28 protein-coding genes are annotated in these 23965 nt (G+C 53.6%); 7 read left to right on the top strand and 21 right to left on the bottom strand.

Annotated features, from left to right (window positions below):
* Positions 1-122 precede the first annotated feature (122 nt).
* Positions 123-992, top strand: coding sequence for a DMT family transporter (locus tag EVJ34_RS05100; RefSeq protein WP_131484885.1), 870 nt, complete (start codon positions 123-125; stop codon positions 990-992).
* Here the strand turns inward: EVJ34_RS05100 and EVJ34_RS05105 are convergent.
* The 3 genes from EVJ34_RS05105 to EVJ34_RS05115 all read right to left on the bottom strand — a co-directional run bounded on the left by EVJ34_RS05105 (position 987) and on the right by EVJ34_RS05115 (position 4620).
* Positions 987-2372 carry an MATE family efflux transporter gene (locus EVJ34_RS05105; protein WP_131484886.1) on the bottom strand — a complete coding sequence of 462 codons (1386 nt, stop codon included), beginning with the start codon at positions 2370-2372 and terminating at the stop codon, positions 987-989. The two genes, EVJ34_RS05100 and EVJ34_RS05105, sit on opposite strands and share 6 nt — an antisense overlap.
* A gap of 81 nt (positions 2373-2453) precedes the next feature.
* Entirely contained in the window at positions 2454-3707 is a 1254-nt protein-coding gene (locus EVJ34_RS05110) for a peptidase U32 family protein (protein ID WP_131484887.1), read from the bottom strand.
* A gap of 10 nt (positions 3708-3717) precedes the next feature.
* Positions 3718-4620, bottom strand: a complete 903-nt coding sequence (locus EVJ34_RS05115) for a peptidase U32 family protein (protein ID WP_131436531.1) — start codon at positions 4618-4620, stop codon at positions 3718-3720.
* A gap of 150 nt (positions 4621-4770) precedes the next feature.
* On the opposite strand from EVJ34_RS05115, the gene EVJ34_RS05120 reads away from it, so the two are divergent.
* Positions 4771-5565, top strand: a complete 795-nt coding sequence (locus EVJ34_RS05120) for an SDR family NAD(P)-dependent oxidoreductase (protein WP_236636647.1) — start codon at positions 4771-4773, stop codon at positions 5563-5565.
* 69 nt (positions 5566-5634) lie between these two features.
* Here EVJ34_RS05120 and EVJ34_RS05125 read toward each other — a convergent pair whose 3' ends face one another.
* From EVJ34_RS05125 to rnz, 7 genes are read right to left on the bottom strand one after another with little or no spacing between them, the layout of a single operon-like run.
* Positions 5635-5955, bottom strand: coding sequence for a hypothetical protein (locus EVJ34_RS05125; protein ID WP_131436534.1), 321 nt, complete (start codon positions 5953-5955; stop codon positions 5635-5637).
* 35 nt (positions 5956-5990) lie between these two features.
* A complete protein-coding gene (locus EVJ34_RS05130; protein ID WP_131484889.1) occupies positions 5991-6536 on the bottom strand; it encodes a hypothetical protein in 546 nt (181 codons plus the stop codon).
* The gene (locus tag EVJ34_RS05135) at positions 6509-7471 is read right to left on the bottom strand and encodes an ATP-binding cassette domain-containing protein (protein WP_131484890.1); all 963 of its coding nucleotides are present in this window, start codon (positions 7469-7471) and stop codon (positions 6509-6511) included. Before EVJ34_RS05135 ends, EVJ34_RS05130 begins: the two co-directional genes overlap by 28 nt.
* Complete coding sequence (locus tag EVJ34_RS05140; protein ID WP_131484891.1) at positions 7440-8108, bottom strand: hypothetical protein; 669 nt, start codon at positions 8106-8108, stop codon at positions 7440-7442. Before EVJ34_RS05140 ends, EVJ34_RS05135 begins: the two co-directional genes overlap by 32 nt.
* Positions 8086-8496 carry a DUF4430 domain-containing protein gene (locus EVJ34_RS05145; RefSeq protein ID WP_131436542.1) on the bottom strand — a complete coding sequence of 137 codons (411 nt, stop codon included), beginning with the start codon at positions 8494-8496 and terminating at the stop codon, positions 8086-8088. Before EVJ34_RS05145 ends, EVJ34_RS05140 begins: the two co-directional genes overlap by 23 nt.
* Entirely contained in the window at positions 8493-9383 is an 891-nt protein-coding gene (locus EVJ34_RS05150; protein ID WP_131436544.1) for a hypothetical protein, read from the bottom strand. Before EVJ34_RS05150 ends, EVJ34_RS05145 begins: the two co-directional genes overlap by 4 nt.
* 1 nt (position 9384) lies before the next feature.
* Positions 9385-10290, bottom strand: a complete 906-nt coding sequence (gene rnz, locus EVJ34_RS05155) for a ribonuclease Z (protein WP_131484892.1) — start codon at positions 10288-10290, stop codon at positions 9385-9387.
* Positions 10291-10586: 296 nt separating this feature from the next.
* Here rnz and EVJ34_RS05160 point away from each other — a divergent pair, with 296 nt between their 5' ends.
* The gene (locus EVJ34_RS05160) at positions 10587-11108 is read left to right on the top strand and encodes a hypothetical protein (protein WP_131484893.1); all 522 of its coding nucleotides are present in this window, start codon (positions 10587-10589) and stop codon (positions 11106-11108) included.
* Positions 11109-11380: 272 nt separating this feature from the next.
* Complete coding sequence (locus tag EVJ34_RS15795; protein WP_167491781.1) at positions 11381-11554, top strand: hypothetical protein; 174 nt, start codon at positions 11381-11383, stop codon at positions 11552-11554.
* Between the two features lie 44 nt (positions 11555-11598).
* Here the strand turns inward: EVJ34_RS15795 and EVJ34_RS05165 are convergent, their stop codons facing one another.
* Complete coding sequence (locus tag EVJ34_RS05165) at positions 11599-12729, bottom strand: M20/M25/M40 family metallo-hydrolase (protein ID WP_131436548.1); 1131 nt, start codon at positions 12727-12729, stop codon at positions 11599-11601.
* Between the two features lie 179 nt (positions 12730-12908).
* Complete coding sequence (locus EVJ34_RS05170) at positions 12909-13898, bottom strand: aromatic acid exporter family protein (RefSeq protein ID WP_131436550.1); 990 nt, start codon at positions 13896-13898, stop codon at positions 12909-12911.
* Between the two features lie 67 nt (positions 13899-13965).
* On the opposite strand from EVJ34_RS05170, the gene EVJ34_RS05175 reads away from it, so the two are divergent.
* Together EVJ34_RS05175 and fadH are read left to right on the top strand one after the other, a co-directional pair.
* Positions 13966-15045 carry an N-acetylglucosaminidase gene (locus EVJ34_RS05175; RefSeq protein ID WP_236636671.1) on the top strand — a complete coding sequence of 360 codons (1080 nt, stop codon included), beginning with the start codon at positions 13966-13968 and terminating at the stop codon, positions 15043-15045.
* A 92-nt stretch (positions 15046-15137) separates the two neighbouring features.
* Positions 15138-15902: a 2,4-dienoyl-CoA reductase gene (fadH, locus tag EVJ34_RS05180; protein WP_131484895.1), complete on the top strand. Its 765-nt coding sequence runs from the start codon at positions 15138-15140 to the stop codon at positions 15900-15902.
* A gap of 32 nt (positions 15903-15934) precedes the next feature.
* On the opposite strand, the gene EVJ34_RS05185 is transcribed toward fadH, so the two are convergent.
* From EVJ34_RS05185 to EVJ34_RS05220, 8 genes are all read right to left on the bottom strand, one after another.
* Positions 15935-16519: an HD domain-containing protein gene (locus tag EVJ34_RS05185; RefSeq protein WP_236636648.1), complete on the bottom strand. Its 585-nt coding sequence runs from the start codon at positions 16517-16519 to the stop codon at positions 15935-15937.
* Between the two features lie 2 nt (positions 16520-16521).
* Complete coding sequence (locus tag EVJ34_RS05190) at positions 16522-17196, bottom strand: metal-dependent hydrolase (protein WP_131436558.1); 675 nt, start codon at positions 17194-17196, stop codon at positions 16522-16524.
* Positions 17197-17235: 39 nt separating this feature from the next.
* Positions 17236-17958, bottom strand: coding sequence for an amino acid ABC transporter ATP-binding protein (locus tag EVJ34_RS05195; RefSeq protein ID WP_131436560.1), 723 nt, complete (start codon positions 17956-17958; stop codon positions 17236-17238).
* The gene (locus EVJ34_RS05200) at positions 17955-18614 is read right to left on the bottom strand and encodes an amino acid ABC transporter permease (RefSeq protein WP_131436562.1); all 660 of its coding nucleotides are present in this window, start codon (positions 18612-18614) and stop codon (positions 17955-17957) included. Before EVJ34_RS05200 ends, EVJ34_RS05195 begins: the two co-directional genes overlap by 4 nt.
* A 56-nt stretch (positions 18615-18670) precedes the next feature.
* Complete coding sequence (locus tag EVJ34_RS05205) at positions 18671-19459, bottom strand: transporter substrate-binding domain-containing protein (RefSeq protein WP_131485287.1); 789 nt, start codon at positions 19457-19459, stop codon at positions 18671-18673.
* Positions 19460-19642: 183 nt separating this feature from the next.
* A complete protein-coding gene (locus tag EVJ34_RS05210; protein WP_131484897.1) occupies positions 19643-19984 on the bottom strand; it encodes a DUF952 domain-containing protein in 342 nt (113 codons plus the stop codon).
* Positions 19985-20039: 55 nt separating this feature from the next.
* The gene (locus tag EVJ34_RS05215) at positions 20040-20468 is read right to left on the bottom strand and encodes a BrxA/BrxB family bacilliredoxin (protein WP_131484898.1); all 429 of its coding nucleotides are present in this window, start codon (positions 20466-20468) and stop codon (positions 20040-20042) included.
* A 34-nt stretch (positions 20469-20502) separates the two neighbouring features.
* Positions 20503-21687: a class I SAM-dependent methyltransferase gene (locus EVJ34_RS05220; protein WP_131484899.1), complete on the bottom strand. Its 1185-nt coding sequence runs from the start codon at positions 21685-21687 to the stop codon at positions 20503-20505.
* A gap of 100 nt (positions 21688-21787) precedes the next feature.
* Between EVJ34_RS05220 and EVJ34_RS05225 the strand changes: the two genes are divergently transcribed.
* Positions 21788-22564 (top strand): sporulation protein, encoded by a 777-nt coding sequence (locus EVJ34_RS05225; protein WP_131484900.1) that lies wholly within the window; start codon positions 21788-21790, stop codon positions 22562-22564.
* A gap of 77 nt (positions 22565-22641) precedes the next feature.
* Here EVJ34_RS05225 and EVJ34_RS05230 read toward each other — a convergent pair whose 3' ends face one another.
* Entirely contained in the window at positions 22642-23964 is a 1323-nt protein-coding gene (locus EVJ34_RS05230) for a dihydrolipoamide acetyltransferase family protein (RefSeq protein WP_131484901.1), read from the bottom strand.
* Between the last annotated feature and the right edge of the window lies 1 nt (position 23965).

A 23965-nucleotide genomic window follows, 5' to 3' on the forward strand; every position in this document is an offset into this window, starting at 1 on the left:
TCCCTACTTTCACAGTCATCCGAAATATCTCGTCGGAACGACACTTTCGAGAAAGAATGTATTTTTCTATCTCTTCTATAATATCATTAGAAGAGTATGTACAACACAAAGGGGGATGTCTCTTGTCTTATCTTATCTTATTCGCTGCCGTCTTTTTCTTATCGACGAGCGTCTTGTTCGTCAAATGGACGTCCGCACCGGCCGAAACGGCCGCATTTTACCGGATGCTGATCACGTGTCTGATGTTGTTGCCGTTCGTCGATTTCAAGTCACTCATCCGGACACGCCTCATGACGCGGTATGCCTTACTACTCAGCGGGACGCTGCTTGCGTTTCACTTTTGGCTTTGGTTTTTATCGCTCGATTATACGACGGTCGCGAGTTCGACGCTGTTCGTGACATCGAGCCCGATTTTTGTCTTGATCGGGAACGCCATCATCTTTAAAAAGAATCCGACCCGGAAAGGTTTAGCGTTCGCGCTCATCGCTGTCTTAGGAGGTATGCTTGTCGCGGCCGGTGATATTCAACTTGGACGTGAAGCGCTGTTCGGGGACTTGCTCGCTTTAATCGCCGCTCTGCTCATCGCCGGCTATTGGCTCGTCGGTCAACATGTGCGGACCGAGATGAACACGAATACATACTCGTTCAGCGTCTATCTCGTCGCGACTTTCGTTCTCTGCTTCATGCTCCTTATACGTGGGACGACGTTCACCGACTTCGAGTCAGTCAACTGGTGGTACTTCCTCGCCCTCGCCTTCTTCCCGACGATTTTAGGGCATAACTTGTTTAACTATGCGCTCGCTCGCGTCAGCGCCACTGTCGTCAGCATCACCATTCTTGGCGAGGCGCTGTGGGGCATGCTGTTCGGATTCGCCTTTTTCGAGGAGCGTCTCGGTGTGATGCAATGGGTCGGCGCGGCCGTCTTGCTCGGCGGGATTTACTTGTTCCTAAAAGAAGACGCCCGTTCCACCAGAACGGACGTCAGTTCATAAATTTGTCGCTCTCGCTTCAACTTCTTCCTCAGCAGGTCGGAACAATAGCTTCCGATCCCAAATCGCCATCCCGACCGCCGTCAGGAAAGTCATCGCATCAGCGATTGGGAACGCGAGCCAGACACCGAACACGCCGAAGAAATTCGGTAAGATGAAGACGAGCGGGATCGTATATAGTGTCTGCCGCGACAGCGACAAGAACATCGCGACGCGGGCTTTCCCAAGCGATTGATAAATGCCGTTGACGAGCATTTGGACGCTCGGGAGGAACGAGACGGCAAACAACACATGGATTGCCGTTACCCCTCCCGTAATCAAGTTCGCATCAGACGTGAACATGCGCATCAGTTGTTCCGGAATCAACTGGAGCGTCAACCAGATGATGACGGCGATGGCAATTCCAGCCCGCATTGCCGTCCAAATCGTCTCCCGCATCCGGTCGAATTGTTTGGCCCCGAAGTTATACCCAACGATTGGCTGCATGCCCTGGACGATGCCCATAATCGGCATCCCGACAAGCGCCATGAATTTATTGATAATCGCAAAGATGGCAAGTTCCTCGGTCCCACCGTATGTCCCGAGCATGACGTTGACGCCGACGAATAAAATCGATTGCGACACCATCATGATAAATGAGGACGACCCAATCGCCATAATCTCTTTTAACTCGCCGAACCGTAGTCGAAACTTCCGCCATTGGAAGTCGAGCTCGGTCCGGCGATTTTTTTTCGCGAAGAAGAACCGAAGCATGAGGACCGACCCGACGACTTGGGCGAGCGCTGTCGACCAGGCCGCCCCGTAAATGCCCCAATCGAACGTGAAGATGAATAGCGGTGTCGTCACCAAGTTGACGACGACGGTCGTGAGCATCACTTTCATCTGATAAGGCGCTTGTCCTTCGGCCCGTACCATCGCGCTCGCCGCGAGTGTGAACATGAAGAACGGTGAGCTGATGAGGACAACGGATAAGTATTGACTGCTCAGTTCCATAATCGCCGACGTCGCCCCGAACACGGTCAAAATTTCATCCAACATAAAAAACGCGGAACTGACCGCGAAGGCGGCGAACACCCCGACGAGGACGAGAACGTTCAAGAATGTGACAGCGGCACCCGCATCGTCACCTTTGCCAAGTTTACGTGAACTAATCGAGGCCCCGCCTAGTCCGACCGCACTCGAGACGGCCATCAGAATCATTTGAATCGGAAAGGCAATCCCAATGGCGGCCACGGCGGACGCCCCGATGCCGCGGGCGACGAAAATCGTGTCGATGATATTATAGAGCGCCGTCACCAACATGCCGATCATCGCTGGTAACGACAGCTTGAACAGCAAACGTCCGATTGGATCGGTTCGAAGTTGCTCTGTATTTTGATTCATGCTTCCATCCCCTTTGTCGTCTATGTTAACAGGGTAGCAAGATTGGATGGAACGGTCGACTATGTTGTCTTGCCGGATGTGTCAGACCGGGCTCGGCACCGGGGTACTCACAACGCCGGCTTTTCGCTTGCGCATGATGAAATCGGTCGCGACCGGTTGCTCGACTTTGACGCGCACCGTCATCATCGCCTGGTTCGCCGTCTCGAGTCTTTCTCCCGATTCATCGTACAACTCATCCATCCGCTGCGAGAACCGGACGAAGCCAGGACCGAAGAACTCAACTTCTTCCCCGCGTCGGAAATGGTTCCGCTGCTCGAGTGTCGCCATCTGTGTCGATGGCTCATACGAGATGACGCGTGCCGCAAACGCATATTGCGGGATGGCGCGCGGCTTGCCGAACAGTTGCTCGTTCTCGGTCGGGACGCCGTAATAAAATCCGGTCGCGAGCTCTCGCTGCGCCGCTTTCCAAATCTCTTCTTCCCAAGCCGGATTAAACGCGAAGCCCTCGGGGTCGTCACAGTAGGCATCGATGACTTGACGATAGACATTACAGACGGTGGCCACATAGTGAATCGATTTCATCCGTCCCTCGATTTTCAAGCTATCGACGCCAGCATCGACCAAGTCTGGGATGTGGCGTACCATCGCCAAATCGACCGAGCTCATCGAGAACGGTTCCTCGTCTCGTACCACCATTTTTTCTGTTAACAGTTCGTCCGCCTCGAAGAACCCATACTTCCAACGACATGACTGGGCACACCCACCACGGTTCGCATCGCGGAGCGCCATATGGTTCGATAGCGTGCAACGTCCCGAATAGGAGATACACATCGCCCCGTGGACGAACGTCTCGATTTCGACATCGACTTGCCGTTTCATCTCTTTGATTTCTTCCATCGACACTTCCCGTGCGAGGACAATCCGCTCCAACCCTTCCTCTTGCCAAAAGCGAAGCGTCTCATAGTTTGTCGCCGACGCCTGCGTCGACAAGTGGACCGGAAGACCCGGTGCATCCGTGAGACATACCTCGATCATGGCCGGATCGGACACGATGACGGCATCGATACCGATGTCACTAAGCGTACAAAAGAACTCGCCCGCACCATCGATGTCTCCTTCATGCGTCACCATGTTCGCCGCGACGTACACTTTTGCGCCGTGCGCATGGGCGAACGCGACGCCTTCGGCCATCTCGTCGTACCCGAAATTACCGGCCCGGGAGCGGAGCCCGAACTGTTGTCCTCCGATAAAGACCGCGTCGGCCCCATAAAGAATCGCCATCTTCAATTTTTCCAAGTTACCGGCTGGTGCTAATAATTCTGGACGTTTTTTCATCTTTGATCCCTCACTTGATCTCTTCTGGATTTCGTAACAGCAGTCCGGTCCCGAGCCGGAACTGTTCAGGTTGGAGCTCAGCTAGACATCGTTCCATGACGGGGCGCTCGAACCGACCGTTCAATAAATCTGAGCGGGCCTTGTCGAACAGGCGGACGATGTCGACGAACGCATCTCCCGCGTGCCACCCTTCGAGTTTCCAAGTGTGCAATCCGCCCTTCAAAAGCGTAGGAAGTTGACCCATGAGCGTCAAATCTTCAGAAAACACGTGCGTGCCGTTCTCATCTTCATAAACTGGATAGCGGCTGTCCGCATCCGACGGTTCACTGACGTAATACTCGCGGTTTTCCGACTGATCATTCGATCGACCGATTTCATTGAAATAGTTCGTCAAGAGTGGCCGCTTCGAATGATGGATGCACGTCGGGCCGTACACTTGCACCTCGACCGGCAACCCGATCTGCTGTTGAATCATTCCGAGTTCGGTCAGCGTCACTTCACGGGCCGCAATTGCCCCGATGGCATCACGCTTCCCCCAAAACTGAATGTGGCGTGCCGACGTGACGAGCGTTTGAGCATCATACCAATAGGGGATATTGGCATTACGGATTAAGCGGATGGCACCTGGATCACCGGCCGTCACACTGTCGACCCCGATTGCTTTGAGTGCCTGTAAATATTCAGGGAGCGTCTCGATTTGCTCATTATGCATCAAATTATTGACGGCGACCGTCACTTCTTTGCCGTATCGATGGGCGACGGCTGTGACTTCTCGCACAGCCGTGAGCGACCAGTCACCTTTGTGGCGTAGCCCGTATTTTGAATCTCCGATATAGATGCGGTCGGAGCCCGCCATGATTAGCGCCTCTGCTTGCTCGACGCTTTGTGCCGTTGTCACTAGCTGAATCATCATCTCGTTTTTTCTCCTCACTTTGTGAGTCTAATCACATATTCTTGCTATACTCTAGCACACGTTTTGATGTGGTGGCCGGGCAGGAATTTAACAACTCGTGAAGAAATCAGTAACAATGTATGACTTTTTATATCGAAGGAGTGGACGATTTTGACAAAAACCGCATTAATTACAGGAGCCTCGACTGGGATCGGCCTCGACCTGGCCGTCTTGGCGGCTCGTGACGGATTTGACTGTATTCTTGTTTCTCGAAATGAACCCCGTCTGCACGAATTGAAAAAAGTACTCGAAAAACGGTACCGTGTCCATGTGCACGTATTCGCGCTTGACTTATCTGAACATGAGGCCACAAAACGGTTGACGAGCGCGATTGAAGACGCCGGACTGACGGTCGACTTTTTAATCAATAATGCAGGTTTCGGGACAGCCGGTGAGTTCATCGACCTCGACGCCGAGACCGAGGCAGAAGAGGTCCGCTTGAACGTCAACACCTTGACTGAGCTGACGAAAGCCTATTTACCAGGCATGGTCGAACGGAATCACGGTTACGTCTTGAACGTCGCCTCAGTCGCCGCATTCCAGCCCGGTCCTTACATGGCTGTTTATTACGCGACGAAAGCGTACGTATTATCGCTAACGGAGGCACTCCATGCCGAAATGAAAGGGACAGGCGTGAACGTGAGTGTCCTTTGCCCTGGTCCAACCGATACCGGCTTCTTCAATCGGGCCGGAAGTGAAATGATGGTGTCGAAAATGCCGTCTCACCTTGTCGCCTACTTCGGATACAAGGGCGTCATGAACAACAAGCGCGTGATCGTTCCTGGTGTTTCCAATCAGTTGCTCGTCGCTGCGGCCAAACTCATGCCACGGGCGGTCAGCTTAGAAATTTTACGACGGTTCCAAAAACCGTCGGACGCCGGAACGGAAGATGTACCGACGGCCTGACGACCAGATTCTACAAGAAAGGAGGAGGTTCCCGATGTGGGACCTCCTCCTTTCACATGTATTGAAATCTCAATTCCTGGCCAACCCAACCATTCGTCGAATCAGCGAAACAGCTGGGATACACACCATCAGAACCGTCGCCACGACGACCGCCCAAGACAACACGCTCTCGAGCGTGACCGCTTGTTCGGTCAGTCCGTCTAGGACGCGTCCCCCTTGGACGGACAGGACAATCATCAGCGCAGGCCATACACTCGCTCCGAGAATGCTCAGCATCCCGTAGCGCGTTCGAATGAGACGACGGGACATCAACAATAAATTGAGTCCCATAAACAACAGTCCAATGAAAAGGAACCAACCGATTTCAACTAGATTGACGTATCCGCTCATGCACGCGTCACCTCACTCGGTGTGATACCTATTAATTACCCGTCTTCTCGTACAAATATGCGGATGAACAGGTCATGCAACAAGACAAGAAAGACGGCATTTCCGATGCCATGAGCCGTATCGAACGGCAAACTGAGTACGAGCAATTTGACGAAGTCGACCCCGATCACTTCGGCGAAGGACAAGTTTGCCGTCCAACCGAACAAATAACCAGCCCCGAGACCAACTGCGGCAAGAAACAACCTGGAGCGACTTAGCAGCGGCTTCAGGAACGTGACGACGGCCACGACGATCAGCCATCCTAAAAATTGAAAGAGGACGAACGGACCGATCCCAAGCAATAGACCGGATAAAATCGGGACGAACAATGCCAACATCGCCGCACTCGTAAATCCAAAATAAAGGGCCGTCAGCATGAGCAGTGCCGTAGACGGTTGCACATTCGGTATGGCCACGAACAGCCAGCGACCGATGACCGCGAGGGCGAGAATTTGCGTCAAGACGGCAATTGGGACGTCAATTCGTTCGAACCTCGACATCACTCCCGCTGCAATCATGAGGACGATGACATATGTGACCATAACGCACTCCGTTTCATATAGTCGCTGCGATTTCCATCGAAGACGAGTGCCCCGTTCGACAGGCAAAGGATTCGGTCTGCCGCCCGAATCAGTTGCTCATCATGTGTCGCACACAAAACATGAGCCGTCACAGCTTTCTCGATTAACGCTCGTTCAAACTGAGAGCGCTCTTGCTCGGTCAAGCCCACGCTTGGCTCATCCAACAAGAACAGCGAAGCTTCGGAGTCGAAGACGGCCTGCAGTTGAGCGACGCGACGATTCGCCGCATGCGGGAACGGACCGTACTCTTTCTCGGCCGGTAAATAAACAGGCCGCTCGGCCCATTTGACCTTCCCATACAAGGGACGCACGCTTTTGGCAATCAATTCGAGCAACGTCGATTTCCCGCTCCCGTTCGTTCCGATACAGATGGTCAGTCCCGCCTGCTTCGCCTCGTAGGATACATGCTCGACCGCATAGGAAGCCTGCAACGGATGGCGATAGGACACGTCCGTCACGACAAGTTGGGGCTGACTCATGGTCGGATTGACGTGAAACGCGTCGGACGGGGTATGTTCGCGCGCCCTGTCCGTGTATGCAATTCGAACGCCGAGCCCGGTCAACCTGTTGAGCAACATCTTCAAATGCTCGACCCGAAACCGATCCAAATGTCGAAACGGTTCAATCAAGACGAGCGACTCGGATGAATCGGCGAGTGCGTGAGCGATTCGGACGAGTTGCCGTTCCCCACTTGAGCACTCGTCGAATCGCTTATGAAACAGATGATCGATTTGGAGAAGAGCAGCCAGTTCGGCTCCTCGCAGGGCGTCACTCCCAGAAATGAGCGATGCGACTTTTCCGGCAAGCGGGGTGTCGAGACGAACGACTCGCGCTTGTTCTTCTCTCACCCACTCCTCGAATTCATCATGTCCGTCTGCCAAGGATAACCAACGCATCGCGTACCCCTCCCTTCGTCAAATATGGATATAGTAACCAAACGACCGGTGTGACCATAACCGCAGTCGCCCCGAAACCAGTGAGGACGAGGCATTGGACCCAGTCATGTCGTTCGAAGTGTCTCATCCGATTCGTCACATATACCGGCTCGAGGCGTTGGCTGTCGATGCCGACGACGACGGCCTCTTGCCAGTCACGTCGCGGATGACTGGCCAACGATAAACGGACCGCCCGTTCCATCGTCGGGACGAGCGCCCATCCTCCATAGAGCAATCGTGTCGAGCGCGGCCATTTGTTCAAAAACGGCAATAAGCGCTCGAGGCGCATGAACCGGTTCACCCAGATCATGCCGAACAAAAATGCGGATAATGGAATCAATTGATTCGTGATCCCCTTTAGAGAAACGTTCCACCCGAAAACAATCGGTGCTAACGAGATTAGCACGAACGCAGCCAATACACCGAGCATCGCCAGCGGAAACCGCCGTTCGAGGAGCAACAAGACGACAAGTCCAAACAGGAACCAGGACGAGTCATTCAAGTATGTCAAAATATACAGATGGGTCACTAAGAAAAAAAGGAGCGTGACCGGATGTCTGCGCTCCCAATCTGCCTCATTCGAAGAAAGAAATCGCATCTTCTTCGAAACGCCATTGAATGATATCGGTCGATTCGACTTCTTTGGCCCCGGCGCCTTCGTCGCCCGGGCTTCCATTAAAGGCGTAAACCCAGCCTGACGCTTGACCGGCCGACTTCTCTTCGATACCGTCGATTCCCGTCACATATGTCATTTCCCCGCTGCCGACCGATTCGATGTCGAGTTCGGTCGCTTCGAGGGCATCGAGTACCGTCGCCCCGTCCTCTAAACAGACGCTCTTCTCATTGAATAACGTCTCCTCGGTCGAAGCATCATATACGGAAATCGTCGGTTCGACGTCACAAGCTGCATTTCCGTTTGTCGATTGTTCCCCGCCGCATGCGGTCAAAAGTGGGACGAGTAAACTCATCAGGAATAGTTTTTTCATTGGTCGGTCAAATCCTCTCGTTGATGGATAGAATAATTGTAAAGAATCGTATATTTTTCACCCGTCGTTCGGCCCTCTCGTGTCAGTCCCGATAATTGGATGCTGTTCGCGAGCACAGGTTCGCGTTGCAACCAGAACTTGACGAGCCTGCGGTCTCGATTGATCATCAGCATCGACTCGTTCTCGAACGTGTACATGTCGTAGAGACCGTCAAACGAGAATTGGAGAAGCGGTGCATCGACTCGGTCCGCAAATTCTGACCAAGGCGTTTCACGTACGGCATCAAGCATGTGTTCAAAGTCGACCAGCTTCTCGAAAAACGCTCCACCAGAATCCGTATTCAGCTCGTCGACTTGGCGATACGTCAGCTCTCCAGACTCGTCATAGTTGATTCGAATCTGTTGAAACGAGTTCGCGCGCTCGACCATGAGTAAATACTCGAGAGAGCGCAAATCACCGGACTCAGTAAACACGATTTTGCTCCGATCGAGCTTGATTGAATCGCTATTGATGCGGCGCAAAATATTGTCCGTCATCCGGTCAAACGTCTCGTCTTGAATCGACACCGCCCCGATTTGTTGCGACTCCGCCCGAAACTCAGATTGATCAAACAATGGGACGAACAAAAGAACAATGAAGAAAAAGAAACCGACGAGGGCGCCATACCATTTATAGCGACTGTTCCGTTTCGGGAAAAATAAGAATGACATGAGAAAACCGATTGGGATGTGGAACCCTCCAATCGGAAACGACACGATTCCGAGTAAAGAGAAAAATAAAAATTTAAAGAAAAAGTTCGGTTCGGGTTCTTTCAGTTGATTCAAGCGTAAACCTAGCAACGTACTAATGACAAAAAAACCAAGCCATACGTATAGTTGTATCGTCACGTTAATCCCCCACTGTATACTCGAAGAAGTCATTGGCGACTAAGCAATGTTCGAACACGGTCCGGACTTCATCTAAAAATTCATCATCCCGCCCTTGATAGCGGGCCGAGATATGGGTGACGATCAAGCAGTCGGCTTGAACCGTCTTCGCGAGCGTCGCCGCCTCGACCGTCGTGGAGTGACCGTATTGACGGGCGAGCTTTGCCTCTCCGTGCATGAACGTCGCTTCGTGGACGAGCACATCAACCCCTTCGGCGAGGGAGACGGCGTTCGGACATGGGACAGTGTCCCCAAGAATCGCCACGATTGGTCCACGGACCGCTTCTGTGACGTATTCTTTAGACAGATAGGTTTTCCCTTCAAACTCGAACGTCTCTTCCTGCTTAATTGTCCGATAAATCGGACCGCTCGGAATCCCGAGCGCCTTCACTTTATCGACGAGAAGCGCTCCCGGCCGTTCAGGTGCCTCGATCCGAAAGCCGTACGACGGGAAACGATGTTCCAGTTTTTTAACCGTGACAAGATGACCGTCCTGTTCGAACGTATCGCCGTCCTCATACTCCACAATCGTCAAGTCATAACCGAGATACGACCCGGTCACTTTCATCGTCAACTCGAGCCACTTCTTGATGCCTTTCGGTCCGTAAAGCGTGAGCGGGCTTGACCCATCGAGCGCTGAACGCGTCGACAAGAAACCGGGCAGGCCGAACACATGGTCACCGTGGAGGTGGGTCACCCAAACGGCTGAGACTTTGCGCGGTTTGACTTTCGTGTGGAGCATTTGGTGCTGAGTCGCTTCCCCGCAATCGATGAGCCACGTCTGTTTCGAAAGCGTGAGCGCCAGACCAGAAACGTTCCGCTGTTTCGAGGGCATGCCAGATCCGGTTCCTAAAAATTGTAACTTCATCTTTAATCGGCAAGGATACCCCTACTTCAATCGTGTCCCGGGCACAGCCCGACGATAAGTGGGGGGAGGAATTGCCGCCGGGGTCGAATCGGGCACGTCCCCGACCCCATGAACGGCACCGCCATCGATCCCCGGCTCCTACCTTGCCTCCTCCCTCCTACAACTTAGTTTTTAAACCATTCATGACGGGAAAATAATACTACTCCCATTGAAAGGTGGTGAACACGTTGTCCACTATCACTGCAAAAATACAAATCTACATCCAAGACTCTCAAGCCGCTACTCTGAGGGCAACGATGGACGCGTACCGGTCGGCCTGTGACTGGCTGTCGGGACACGTCTTCGAGACGAGGGACCTGGATCAGGCGAGCCTCAACGACTCGCACTATGCCGAGCTCCGCCAACGCTTCGGCCTGAAGAGCCAGATGGCCCAGTCGGTCATGAAGACGGTGGTCGCCCGGTACAAGTCGGCGAGGTCGAACGGGCACGCGTGGTCCCGGGTCGAGTTCAAGCGCCCCGAGTACGACCTCGTCTGGAACCGCGACTACTCGCTCACCGGGGACCGGTTCAGCGTGAACACGCTGGACGGCCGGATCAAGCTGGACTATGCACGCAAGGGCATGAGGCGATACTTCAACGGGACGTGGCGGTTCGGCACGGCCAAACTGGTGCACAAACACGGGAAATGGTTCCTGCACATCCCCGTGACGAAGACGTTCCCCGAACTCGACGACGCCCGTGTCACCAACGTCGTCGGCGCGATGAACCTGTACCGGAAAGGCATCGAACACATCGGTGCAGGTGCCACGGGAGCATGACTCCCGTGGCAGGGGCGAGGTCGACCGTCCCGATGTTCCGCCACGCGAAGGTAGGAGGTGCACGAGCGCCGTCCGCACTACCGGGCAGGAACGAGCGTAACCGTACTCTACGAGGGTAGAGGCGCCGTCGAGGACTCGACGGACGCAAGCCCCCGCTTCAAACGGACCGTCAGTTCGTTAAGTGGTGGGTTGTTGACAAATAATATTGTCCTTTCTACTAGTCCATTACATGCTATACTGTAGGCAATCATTGATAAAGGATGTGATCCGTGATGAATAAAGTTGAACATTCCGATTCGATCTATGAACTGATCCGGGAACGGGCGACTTCAATGAATCGCAAACACCAACAAGAACTAGGCACCTCAATCCACATTCACGACATAGCGATGGAACTTCACTGTTCAGACGAACTCGTCTTGGAATCGTTGGAGTTCGCCGCATAATCACGCGAACACATAGGAAGAGCCGACATCACGTCGGCTCTTTTTCATTTCGTTTTCGATGCCGCGACGTGCTCGACAATTTGAACGACATATTCAACCAACTTGTATAGCTCGACAAGAGGCATCCGCTCGTTCGTCGTATGAATCTCTTCATAACCGACAGCGAGGTTGACGGTCGGAATCCCGCCCCCAGCGATGACGTTCGCGTCTGAACCACCGCCTGAATGTAAAATACGGGTCGGACGTCCGATAGCCGCAGCCGCCGCTTTCGCGACTTCGACGACTTCGTCCCCTTCTTCAAACTTGAAGCCTGGATACATGATGTCGATGTCGACTTCGGCCCGGCCACCATGTGTAGCTGCCGCCTCCATGTAAGCTTGTTTCATCGACTCGGCTTGGGCTTCCATTTTCTCGTGGATGAGCGATCGCGCTTCAGCAAGCACCTCGACGTAATCACAGACGATGTTCGTGGCACGACCGCCCTCGAATCGACCGATGTTTGCCGTCGTCTCGTCATCGATCCGTCCGAGCTTCATCTTCGCAATCGCCTTCGCAGCAATTTGAATGGCCGAGACCCCTTTTTCAGGAGCGACACCGGCGTGTGCCGTCTTACCGTAAATTCTAGCGTTCACTTTCGCCTGAGTCGGAGCTGCGACGATAATGTCGCCGACCGGACCGTCCGAATCGAGCGCGAACCCGAACTTCGCGTCAATTTTCGAGAGGTCGAGTACTTTCGCCCCGACGAGACCTGATTCTTCGCCGACCGTGATGACGAACTGGATTTGACCGTGCGGAATCGCTTGTTCCGTCAGTACGCGAACGAGTTCGACCATCGCCGTCAATCCGGTTTTATCATCCGCCCCGAGAATGGTCGTCCCATCCGTCACGACGTAACCGTCTTGAATACTCGTCTTGATCGCTTTACCTGGTGTGACCGTATCCATATGCGCCGTGAAATAAATCGGGTCGACGCCTTGTTTTGTCGCCGGTAGCGTGATGATCAAGTTGTTACCTGAATGAGCCGTTTTCGTCGACGCATCGTCTTCATAGACGTCGCATCCGAGCTCTGTGAAGACCGCCTTTAAATGCTCACAGATGACTGCTTCTTCTTTCGTCTCTGAATCGATCCCGACCAGTTGTAAAAATGTGTCAAGCACTCGTTTCTCGTTTACCATGAAAACATCCCTCCATCCAAACATTTCTAGGTTATTATAACAAACTCGTGCCGTTTGCACGAACCTTTTCCATTCTGTACAATGAGGACAAACACATTTGGAGGAACGTCATGAGTAAGAAACAGAAAAAGCGCCAACGCATCATTCAAATCGGTGTCGTCGTCATCGTATCCATCTTTTTATTGAGCACGTTTTTGTCCGGGGTGGCCATGTTCCTGTAACAACAGGATATACCGCTCTTTCAAAATCAAGTAGCTCTTCACGTCCGACAAAATATTTAGTAGCGACGAACGTACCTCAAATTCCTCACGTGACGTGGGGAGAGGTACGTTTTTTCGATAATGGTCGATGGTCTCCTCAAGCTCCCTCAAGAACGTCGAAGCATCGGCCCGTGGATTGACATTATCCCCGACACGTCGGAGGAACGTCGCCACCGGTTTGGCCTCATTGACGACCATCGTGATCTCACGGGAGTTCTCGGCGATGCGCTTCAAGATGTCATACTGCCGTTCCCGCATCCGGAAATACAAGTAGTCCATGTCTTCGTTCCGCTTCCCAATCGAGTTCCCCATCCGACGGAGCGCGAGGTCTTTCCCTTGTTTCAAATAATCCCGCGTCTTCAACAGCATCATCGAATGGTCGTTATAGACGCCCGTCTCGACACAGGCCGCCACGTCATAAAAATGGACAGCGAGGGCGCGGTCGATGTTGTCCTTGATGCGTTCGATTTCTTTATCGAGTGTCGGCATATACATGTTGACGACGAGCCCGACCCCGACGCCGATAGCGATCAATAACAGCTCGTTCACGAACAAATCGAACGAGAACCGTCCTTCCGTATACAAATGAGTCAAGATGACGACACTCGTGATCATGCCGTCCTGCAGTTTGAGTTGTTGAACAAGCGGGATGAACATGACAAAATAAAGTGTGAGCGTCGCCGGTGAATAACCGAGCAAGGTGAACATCAATGCCCCCATGCCGATCGCAATCAGGCTGGCCATGACCCGCTCATAGGAAGCCCGAAACGACTTTTTCCGTGTCTCCTGAATACTGAGGATGGCGATGATGGCTGCGAAGACGTAGTAATCGAGATGAATCGTCTCCGAGATGAGCATGGCGATTCCAGCTGCTGCTGCCGTCTTGAGCGTACGTGATCCGATTTTCATAAAATCTCCTCCTCTCTCACAAAATTGTTCACTAGTTTCTTCCGTTTGGCAATCCATATGTTTGGAAGTGATCGTATTGAAAAGAAAAAAACGTGGCGTGATTCCCACGCTGCTCACGCTCGCCCTCGCCGTTTTAGGTTTCCTATGGCTCCAAGACCGTCCGAGCGGGTCGTATACCGTTCAGACCTATGACAGCGGGGACGTCTCGACTAGGACGTTCGAGTCGCTCGACGAGGCGCGGGCCTATATGGAACGTGGGGGCAATAGGGCCCTGCTCGATGCGTCAGGAGACGTCATCGATTTCACGGGCACCGGCATCGCCGTCACCCCGACCGACCGAATCACGAACCTATACCAAGACGCCGAGTTTAAGAAACGGCAGTCGTATGTCGCCGGCGGGACCCGCCTCCGTCTCGTGCAGATGGCCGACAAGCATTTGTTGGTGAACATTTCCGGCGCCGACGTCTATGTGAAGCCGGCCGACATGACGCTTTATCCCGACGCCGTCGTCGAGCGGCGCGGCTTCTATCAGATGCAGGACGGACAAGTGTTCCATACCGTCGAGGCGAACGGCAATTTGGCCGGGACGTTTCTCGTCGGACCGGCGCCGCAACAGTCGTCCGACCGCTATTACACGGAAGACGTACGCGACGTGTTCGATTCGCCGTATCAATTCGCTTCAATCGCGTCGAAGGCACCGTATTCGGCTCGCGAGCTCGACGAGTTCCTCGAATCACTCGACGATAGCCCGCTTGCTGGGAAAGGCGACGCCTTCAAGGACGCCGAGGCCGAATTCGGCATCAACGCCTTGTTCCTCATGGCGGTAGCCGGACACGAGTCCGGTTTCGGTACGTCTGCCATCGCCCGGGAAAAAAATAACTTGTTCGGCTTCCAGGCGACCGATAACGACCCGAGTGGAAATGCGGCGGCTTACCCGTCCGTCGAGGCGAGCATCGATGCGGCGGCGCGACTATTCGCCGAAAAGTACGTAACAGGCGCCTATGAGCGGGGACCGTTCCCTGGCAATAAACAAGAAGGCGTCAACGTCTTTTACGCCTCGGACCCGTACTGGGGTGAGAAAGTCGCCGGGACGATGTATCGCATCGACCGCGACCTTGGATTGTCTTATTTAAAACAGCTCCAATGACGGCCCAAGCGGCCGTCATTTTTTTGCAGGAATCCCCCCTTCGCTGAGCGAATACCTAAATGAACGACCATTCATTTCAAAGGGGGATATGTATGAAGACAATCTGGATCACGGGCGGCTCATCGGGGATGGGCAAAGCGATGGCGCTAAAATTCAAGACAGAAGGGTGGAACGTCGCCATCAGCGGCCGGAACGAGGAACGGCTGCAAGAAGCGATGGGTGAGCTCGAGGCCATCGGGGCCGGAGCAGCCATCGCCGTCCAGCACGATGTGCGCGACTATGAGGCGTGCACGCAAGCACTCGACCAAATCAGTGAACGGTTCGGATCGGTGCATGCGCTCGTCAACAACGCGGCTGGCAACTTCGTCTGCCCGACGCTCGACTTGACGCCAAACGGCTGGACGAGCGTCATCGATATCGTCTTGAACGGGACGTTCAACTGCACCCATGCGCTCGGCAAGCATTGGGAACGGGAGCAACTGCGTGACGGCTCGATCATCAATATGGTCGCCTCCTACGCCTGGCAAGCGGGGGCCGGTGTGGCACCAAGTGCTGCCGCCAAAGCCGGTGTGCTCAATTTGACGCGCACACTCGCCGTTGAATGGGGGTATCAGTTCGGGGCACGCGTGAACGCGATCAGTCCAGGTCCAATCGAGCGAACAGGTGGAGCCGACAAGCTCGCCGTCCACGTCAAGGAAGTCGAACGCATCCGCCGTAATGTGCCGCTCGGACGGTTCGGGACACCGGAAGAGATTGCCGACCTCGCCTTTTGGATGGCGTCGGACGAGATGCGCTATTTGAACGGAGAATGTATCTCGCTCGACGGCGGCCATTGGCTCAATAAACATCCATTCTAACCAAAAAACGGCCGAGGGATTCCTCGGCCGTTTCATATGTCTTGCCCCGTCCATTCCGCTTCGAACCGGTCCAAAAAAGTAACCATGAACGCGTGGCGGTCCCGGGCGATTCGTCTCGCCCGCTCCGTATGCATTTGATTCGCGAGCCGGAGCAACTTCTCTTCGAAGTGAGCGACCGCGCTTTTCGGGTCATCTTCGCCGTGGAGGCTATTGCCCCGTGCGCCGGCAAATTGGAACGTCCGGGCGATGCCGATTGCCCCGATCGCGTCGAGCCGGTCGGCGTCTTGCAACATCGCGCTCTCGCGTGACGACGGGGATCGTCCTTTTGAAAAGGACGCCTCTTCAATCATCGTCAGAATGTGAGCCCGTTGATTGGGATCGAGTGTCAACGTGTCGAGATGACTTGCGACGAGACCTTTGTCACGACCGAGCTTCTCATCCTCGACATCATGTAAGAGTGCAGCAAGCGTCAAAGCGAGACCGTCGACCGCCTCTCCTTCCGCGAGATGCGTCGTCAAACGGCGGACACGGTCGAGATGGGCCATGTCGTGGCCGGTATGGTCTCCGCCATGCAGCTTCGCCACGTACCGTTCAGTTTCGAGTATTGCTGGATGCAACATCAAATCTCAATCGTCGTATTCGGCTCGATCAAGAGACCGCGTTGATGCAATTGATCGCAGAACGCCCGGGCGTCTTGTTTGATCGGCGGGAACGTATCGAAATGGATTGGGACGACTCGTTTCGCTTGAAGCCAGTGCGCCGCATCGAGCGCGTCGGTCGGCCCCATCGTGAAATTGTCTCCGATCGGAAGGAAGGCGACGTCAATCTCGAAGCGTTCGCCGTATAGTTTCATATCTGAGAATAGTGCCGTGTCCCCGGCGTGATACACCGTGAGCGCATTCGTCTCGATGATGAACCCGCCCGGCATGCCCATATAGACCGGGACGTCTCCCATATCAAGACTCGAGCTGTGGAACGCCTGCGTCATCGTGACACGGCCGAACGGAAACGAATGTCCGCCCCCGATATTCATGCCGTGCACCGAAAAGCCTTTCTTCTCATAGTATGTCGCCAGTTCGTGCGTCGCGACGATCGTTGCACCCGTCTGTTTCGCAATCAATTCGACGTCTTCGATATGATCAAAATGAGCGTGGGTAAGCAGGATATAATCTGCTTTGATGCTCGCCGGATTGACGTCTGTATGCGGGTTGCTCGTCAGGAACGGGTCGATCAAGACGGACGTCCCGTCGAGATCGAGTTGTACGGTCGCGTGGCCATAGTATGTGATCTTCATCGAAATCCTCCCTTTCTGATATCAGATGGAACGTTTCACTTATAAGACTTTTTCTAAGAAGCGTTTCGCACGGTCGGTTTGTGGATTGAGGAGCAGGTCGGCCGGTTTGCCTTCCTCCATCAAGATGCCTTCGTCGAGGAAGAGGACGCGGTCCGCCACTTCGCGGGCAAAGCCCATCTCGTGCGTGACGACGACCATCGTCATCCCAGAATCGGCGAGTCCTTTCATGACGTCGAGCACTTCGTTGACCATTTCCGGGTCGAGCGCTGACGTCGGCTCATCGAACAACATGACGTTCGGCTCCATGGCGAGCGCCCGGGCGATGGCGACACGTTGCTTTTGTCCGCCCGACAATTGACTCGGGTAGGCATCAATCTTCTCTGATAATCCGACGCGTTCGAGGAGCTTTTTCGCCCGTTCGATCGCCTCGGCCTTGCTCACTTTCAACACATTGATTGGTGCGTACGTCAAGTTGTCGAGCACATTCATGTGCGGGAACAAGTTGAACTGTTGAAACACCATCCCGATGTTTTGACGCGCTTTCGAGACGTTGGCGCCTTTCTTCGTCAACTCATAACCATCGACGCTGACCGTACCGCTTGTCGGCACTTCGAGCATGTTCAAACAACGGAGGAATGTCGACTTACCGGAACCAGACGGACCGATGACGGCGACGACTTCCCCTTTCTCAATCGATGTCGTTATGCCTTTGAGTACCTCGAGGTCTCCGAATTGTTTGTATAAATCGTTTACTTGTATCATCTGCCATCACTCTTTCTAAGCCGTTTTTCTAGACGTTGACCAAGATACGTCAACACCATCACTATTGTAAAGTATATCACACCGGCAAACAGGAGCGGTTCAAAGTAGATCGCCTTTTGCCCACCGACGATTTGCGCCCGGCGCATGATGTCGAGTACGCCGACCGTCGAGACGAGCGCTGATTCTTTCGTGAGCGTGATCATCTCATTGACGAGGGCCGGCAAGATGTTTTTGAACGCCTGCGGTAAGATGATTGACCGCAGTTGTTTGACGTACGGAACACCTAGCGCGTCCGATGCTTCCCACTGTCCTTTATCGACTGCTTGAATCCCGGCCCGAATGATTTCCGAGATGTAGGCTGCCGAATTGAGTGAGAAGGCGATGACAGCCGATTGGTACGGTGTCGTGATGAAACCAGTCAACTGTGGCAACCCGAAATGGATGATCGCGAGTTGCAAGATGAGCGGTGTCCCACGGAACACGGCCGTATAGGCGTGCCCGATAAAATTGACGAGACGGTTCGGGACGATTTTGAATGTGGCAACGACGATCCCGAGCGTGACCCCGAACAATGCCGAGACGAGCACGACTTGAAACATGACCGGGATCCCTTCGAGAATATACGGGATAGAATCATAAATCCGACTAAAATCCATTGTGAGTTCCTCCTAAAAAAGGCTGACTGATGTTTTCAGTCAGCCTTCTCCAATCTTTATTCAGCTGGTGCTGCTTCTTGTTCGAACCATTTTTGAGCCAACTTCTCGATTTCTCCTGAGTCGATCATCTTGTTCAATTCTTCGTTGAATTGATCGCGGAGTTCATCGTCCTTACGGAAGGCGGCGGCAGAACCGGCCTCTTCCTCGTCGACGATTTCAAATGTCGTGAGTTCACTGTCTTGATCAAGATATTTCTTCGCGACCGTGTCCTCGATGACCATCGCATCGATCCGACCAGTCTTGATTTCCTGGATGATTTCCGGGATTTTGTTCAAGGCGACAACTTCTGCGCCCGGGATTTGTTCTTTGGCGATCCCTTCTTGGATTGAACCAAGTTGGACCCCGACTTGCTTCCCGTCCAAATCTTCAAGCGTCTGGATGGCATCCCCTTTTGATAAGATCAAGTTTTTCGCCGTAAAGTAGATGTCTGAGAAATCAGCGTTCTCTTTCCGTTCTTCCGTCGGCGTCATACCCGCCATGACGAAGTCAACTCGACCGGCGTTGAGCGCTCCGAGCAGGCTCCCGAAGTCCATATCTTCAATTTTTAATTCATAACCCATGTTTTCAGCCACTTGCTTGGCGATATCGATATCGAAACCGACGATCTCATCGCCGTTTGCCGTATCGACGAACTCATATGGGAAGTAGTCCGCACTCGTGCCCATGACGATGACCTTATCCTCCTCGTCGGTCGACGTCGAACCTCCTTCGTTCACGTCTGCCCCGCAAGCTACCGTAAAAGCGGCGAGACTCGCGATACATAATGCTAGAAAACCTTTTTTCATCTTCATCGTCCCTTTCTTCATATAGGATGAAATTATCAGAACTTTAACAAAATTATGACATATATGTGAATGGTGCTCAACTGTTCTTCGACTCATCATATGTCCGACTTGTTCTTCAACCACTATATACACATAATTATTACTTGTAAAGTATATTCATGCATAAAACATAAAAAAATACGGTCACATTCGCTCGTAAGCAAAATAAGTGACCGTACCGTTGTCGCGAGAGCCATAGGGTTGCACCCGTTTGACCGACGCAATCGGGATGGCGCTATACACGTGGGGGTAGCGTTCCCCGTCCTCCTCAAACTCGTAGTGGAGCAGGCTGCCGAGACGTCCGACATGGAACGAGACGAGCACGACTCGCTGTCCATGATAGTGCCGACGCACGAATTTACCGATTTGTTGCGGGGTGCAACAACGAATATACCCTTCCGTCTGGAGGGTCGGTTCATTGATCTCACCACGCGACAAGGCGATCGTATATTCGGCCTCGCTCATGATTTTGACGACTGGTTCCATCTCATCGTTCCCTTCTTAAGGAAAAGCGCAAAGGCCAGGCCTCTGCGCTCACTTCTTAGGCGTAGTAAATATCGAACAACGTCTGTAACTGCTCGACGAGCTCTTCGGCCGTCGATGACTCGATCGTGCTCCGTTCGACCATCGTGACGATATTGCCGTCTTCTAACAGCGCAATCGATGGTGACGACGGGGCGTAACCTTCGAAGTATTCACGGGCGCGGTCAGTCGCTTCACGGTCTTGACCAGCGAACACAGTCACGAACTGGTCCGGTTTGACGCCTTCCATCTTATTCACGTACGCTGCTGCCGGACGAGCGATGCCACCAGCACAGCCACATACCGAGTTGACGAGCACGAGCGTTTTGCCTTCTTTCTTTAACGCCGCGTCGACTTCTTCCGGTGTCGTGAGTTCTGTGTACCCTGCAGCGCGTACCTCATTGCGAGCTTGTTCGACTACATCTTGAAAGTATAATTGAAAATCCATATTGTTTCCCCTTTCGACTTGCGTCTGTTCTTTCTTATTTTACGTCTAGTGGATCGGTTAGGACAAGTCTATCGCTCAATTGTCCTTCGAGGAACGGTGTCGCGTTCAACAGCGTCTTGAAGGCCACATAGCGGGCCCGCGCTTCAGCGGTCGCTTCCCGGTTCGTCAAATAGGCCCGGATGAGGATGTTCTTCGGCGTGTGCTCCATATCGATGAACTCGAGGAGTTGCGCCTCATAGCCGACGAGTCCAAGTAATTCGGCCCGAATCGAATCGGTGGCGAGCGCCGCGAACCGTTCTTTGACGAGTCCATGCTGCAACATGACGTCAAGGCTCGGTGCCTCAAGTTGACGGTTCAATTCTTTTTGACAACACGGCACGCTCAAGATGACTTTCGCCCCCCAACGCACGGCCCGAGCGAGCGCCATATCCGTTGCGACGTCGCACGCATGGAGCGTGACGACCATATCGACCGCCGTTTCGCCTTCGAACTCGTTGATGTCCCCGACGAGGAACTCGAGACGTTCATACCCGAGGTCGCGCGCAATCCCGGCACATTCCTCGATGACTTCTTTCTTCAAATCGAGTCCGGTGATATGGACGTCATAGCCTTTCATTTCATGCAAGAAGTGATAGAGGGCGAACGTCAAATACGACTTCCCTGAGCCGAAATCGAGAATTCGGATGGTCCGGTCGGTCGGTAAATGTTTGATCGAGTCTTCGATGAATTCAAGGAAGCGGTTGATCTGTTTGAATTTGTCATACTTTTGGCGCTTCACTTTCCCATCCTCGGACTGGACACCGAGTCGGATCAGGAACGGTACCGGCTCGTCGAGCGGTAACACGTACTGCTTCTCGCGGTTATGGCTCAGCTTCACTTGTTTGACGGCCGTCTCGCGCTCTTTGAACGTCACTTTGAACTTTTTAGACAGTTGGAAGTGGAACTCGGACGCCTTCAACTGGAACTGTCCTTGGCGGAACATCTCGAGCAAGTCATCGAGCTCGATGACCGCCTCGTCCGGCGTCAAATTTTTATGTTTCATCACTCGTTCAAATTGGTATTCGAACTGTATATGGTAGTCACTTTTTAGTAAGACCGGCTTCAGCTTGACCCGGCGCAAATCGTTCGATTTTAGACGGGGTTGGCTGATTGTCGCCGTGACGAGCTCGTTCTGGCGAATCACATCAGCCAGCCGTTCGGTTAATGCTGTATATTCCACTGCGTTCATCCTTTTTTTCAATAGTTTCGAAACTTTTAGTCACGTGTATTCGTACATACTATTACACGAACACGTGCAAACGTCAAAGGAGGATCATTGTATGTTCAAAAAGTTATTATCATCGATCGGAATCGGTGCCGCGACGGTGGATACGCGACTCGAAGAGAGTGCTTGTGTGCCAGGCGGAACACTGAATGGTGTCGTCCATATCAAGGGCGGCAGCACCGAGCAATCGGTCGACCGGATTTACATCTTCTTCAACACGCTCTACAAGCATGAGGTGAACGACAAGACGACGTACTCGACGTTCACGATCGAGAAAATCTTGTTGAACGAAGCGCCGTTTATGATCGGTCCCGAAGAAGTGAAGGAAATCCCATTCACAATTGACGTGCCGTTTAACACGCCGATTTCGGTAAGCCAATCGAAGTCGTGGATCGAGACCGGGCTCGATATCGCCCAGGCCGTCGACCCGAAAGACGAGGACTCGATTCTCGTCAAACCAAATCACGCGCAACAAGTCGTCCTCGACGTGCTTGACGATATCGGCTTCCGCTTGAAAAAAGCCGATACGGAGATGCTTCCGGCCCGCCATCGTTCTGGTCGCCTCCCGATCGCCCAAGAACTCGAATATTCACCGAACGGGACGAGCTATGGGCGCAAACTCGATGAGCTTGAAGTCGTCATGCTTCAAACGGAGTCTTCCCTTGACCTATTGATCCAAGTCGACAAGAGCGTCCATAATCTCGGCAGTCTGTTCGCCGACTTGACCGGGACCGATGAGTCGACACACCGCCTCAGCTACACGAACGCCGAGCTCGCCTCGCCCGAGCGCATCCGAAGCGACCTCGAGACGTTGATTGAACGTTCCATCTGAACCATGCAGCCACGGAAACAGATCCGTGGCTTTTTTGATACGAAAAATCCTGCCCTCGGTCGAAGGCAGGACGTGAATCAGTAGAGCGTATACGTGTCCGGGTCGATCGATTCGAGCGACTGCTTAATCGCCTGCAAGAATTGACCGGCGACGAGACCGTCGAGGACGCGGTGGTCGACCGACATACACAAGTTGACCATATCACGCGCCGCGAACATCCCGTTCACCCAAACGGGACGTTTCACGATCGACTCGACCGACAAAATCGCCGCTTGCGGGTAGTTCAAAATCGGCGCAGATTGAATCGAACCGAACGCACCGGTGTTATTGATCGTGAACGTGCCGCCGCGCATCTCGTCCGCTTTCAAACGGTTGCCGCGGGCACGGGCCGCCACGTCTTGAAGGGCGACAGCGAGCCCTTTGATGTTCTTCTCGTCCGCATGTTTGATGACCGGCACGTAGAGGGCATCGTTCGCCGCGACGGCGACCGATAGATGGATGTCTTGGTGGACTTTGATGTGATCGCCCGCCCATTCCGAGTTCATCATCGGGTGTTTTTTCAGCGCCTCGATGGCCGCCTTCATAAAGAACGGCATGAACGTCAATTTGACACCTTCCCGTTTGAAGAATTCGTCTTTCAACTTGGCCCGGGTCGTGACGAGGTTCGTCACATCGACTTCGATCATGAGCCACGCATGCGGGGCCTCATGTTTCGAGCGGACCATGTTGTTGGCGATCGCTTGACGGACACCTGCCGTCGGAATCAACTCGACGCGGTCCGATGAGACGTCAGGAGCTGTCGTTACCGACGCCGTGACAGCCGGTGCGGCGACCGTCTCAGGTACGTCGAGCTTCGTTTGTGTCATCGTCTCTTGGACTGGTGCCTGCGTCGCCGCTTCCGGCTTGACCGGACGGCCTTCTGACAAGTAGCGGAGGACATCTTTGCGCGTGATGCGACCACCGAGGCCACTGCCGTCGAGTTCGTTCAAGTCGATCGCGTTCTCATTGGCGAGTCGGATGACGGCTGGCGAGAAACGGCCGTTATTCTGTTTTCGTGGCGCGGCCGACGCTGCAGTGACCGTTTGCTTCGTCTCGACCGGTGCCGCTTCGACTTGTGCCGGTTCTGCTTCCACTTCTGCTTTCGCCGGCGACGACTCGCCACCTTCGACTTCCATGACGAGGACCGGTGTGCCGACGGCGACCGTGTCCCCTTCACTGATTAAAATCTGTTTCACGATGCCGGCACTTGTCGCCGGAATCTCAGCGGTTACTTTATCGGTCATAACCTCGGCGAGTGGCTCATACTCCTCGACGCGGTCACCTGGTTTGACGAGAAACGTTGTAATCGTCCCCTCCGTGACACTTTCCCCGAGCTGTGGCATGTTAATTGACTGTTCCATA

This window comes from Exiguobacterium sp. SL-9 (assembly GCF_004336985.1).
Classification (GTDB): Bacteria; Bacillota; Bacilli; order Exiguobacteriales; family Exiguobacteriaceae; genus Exiguobacterium.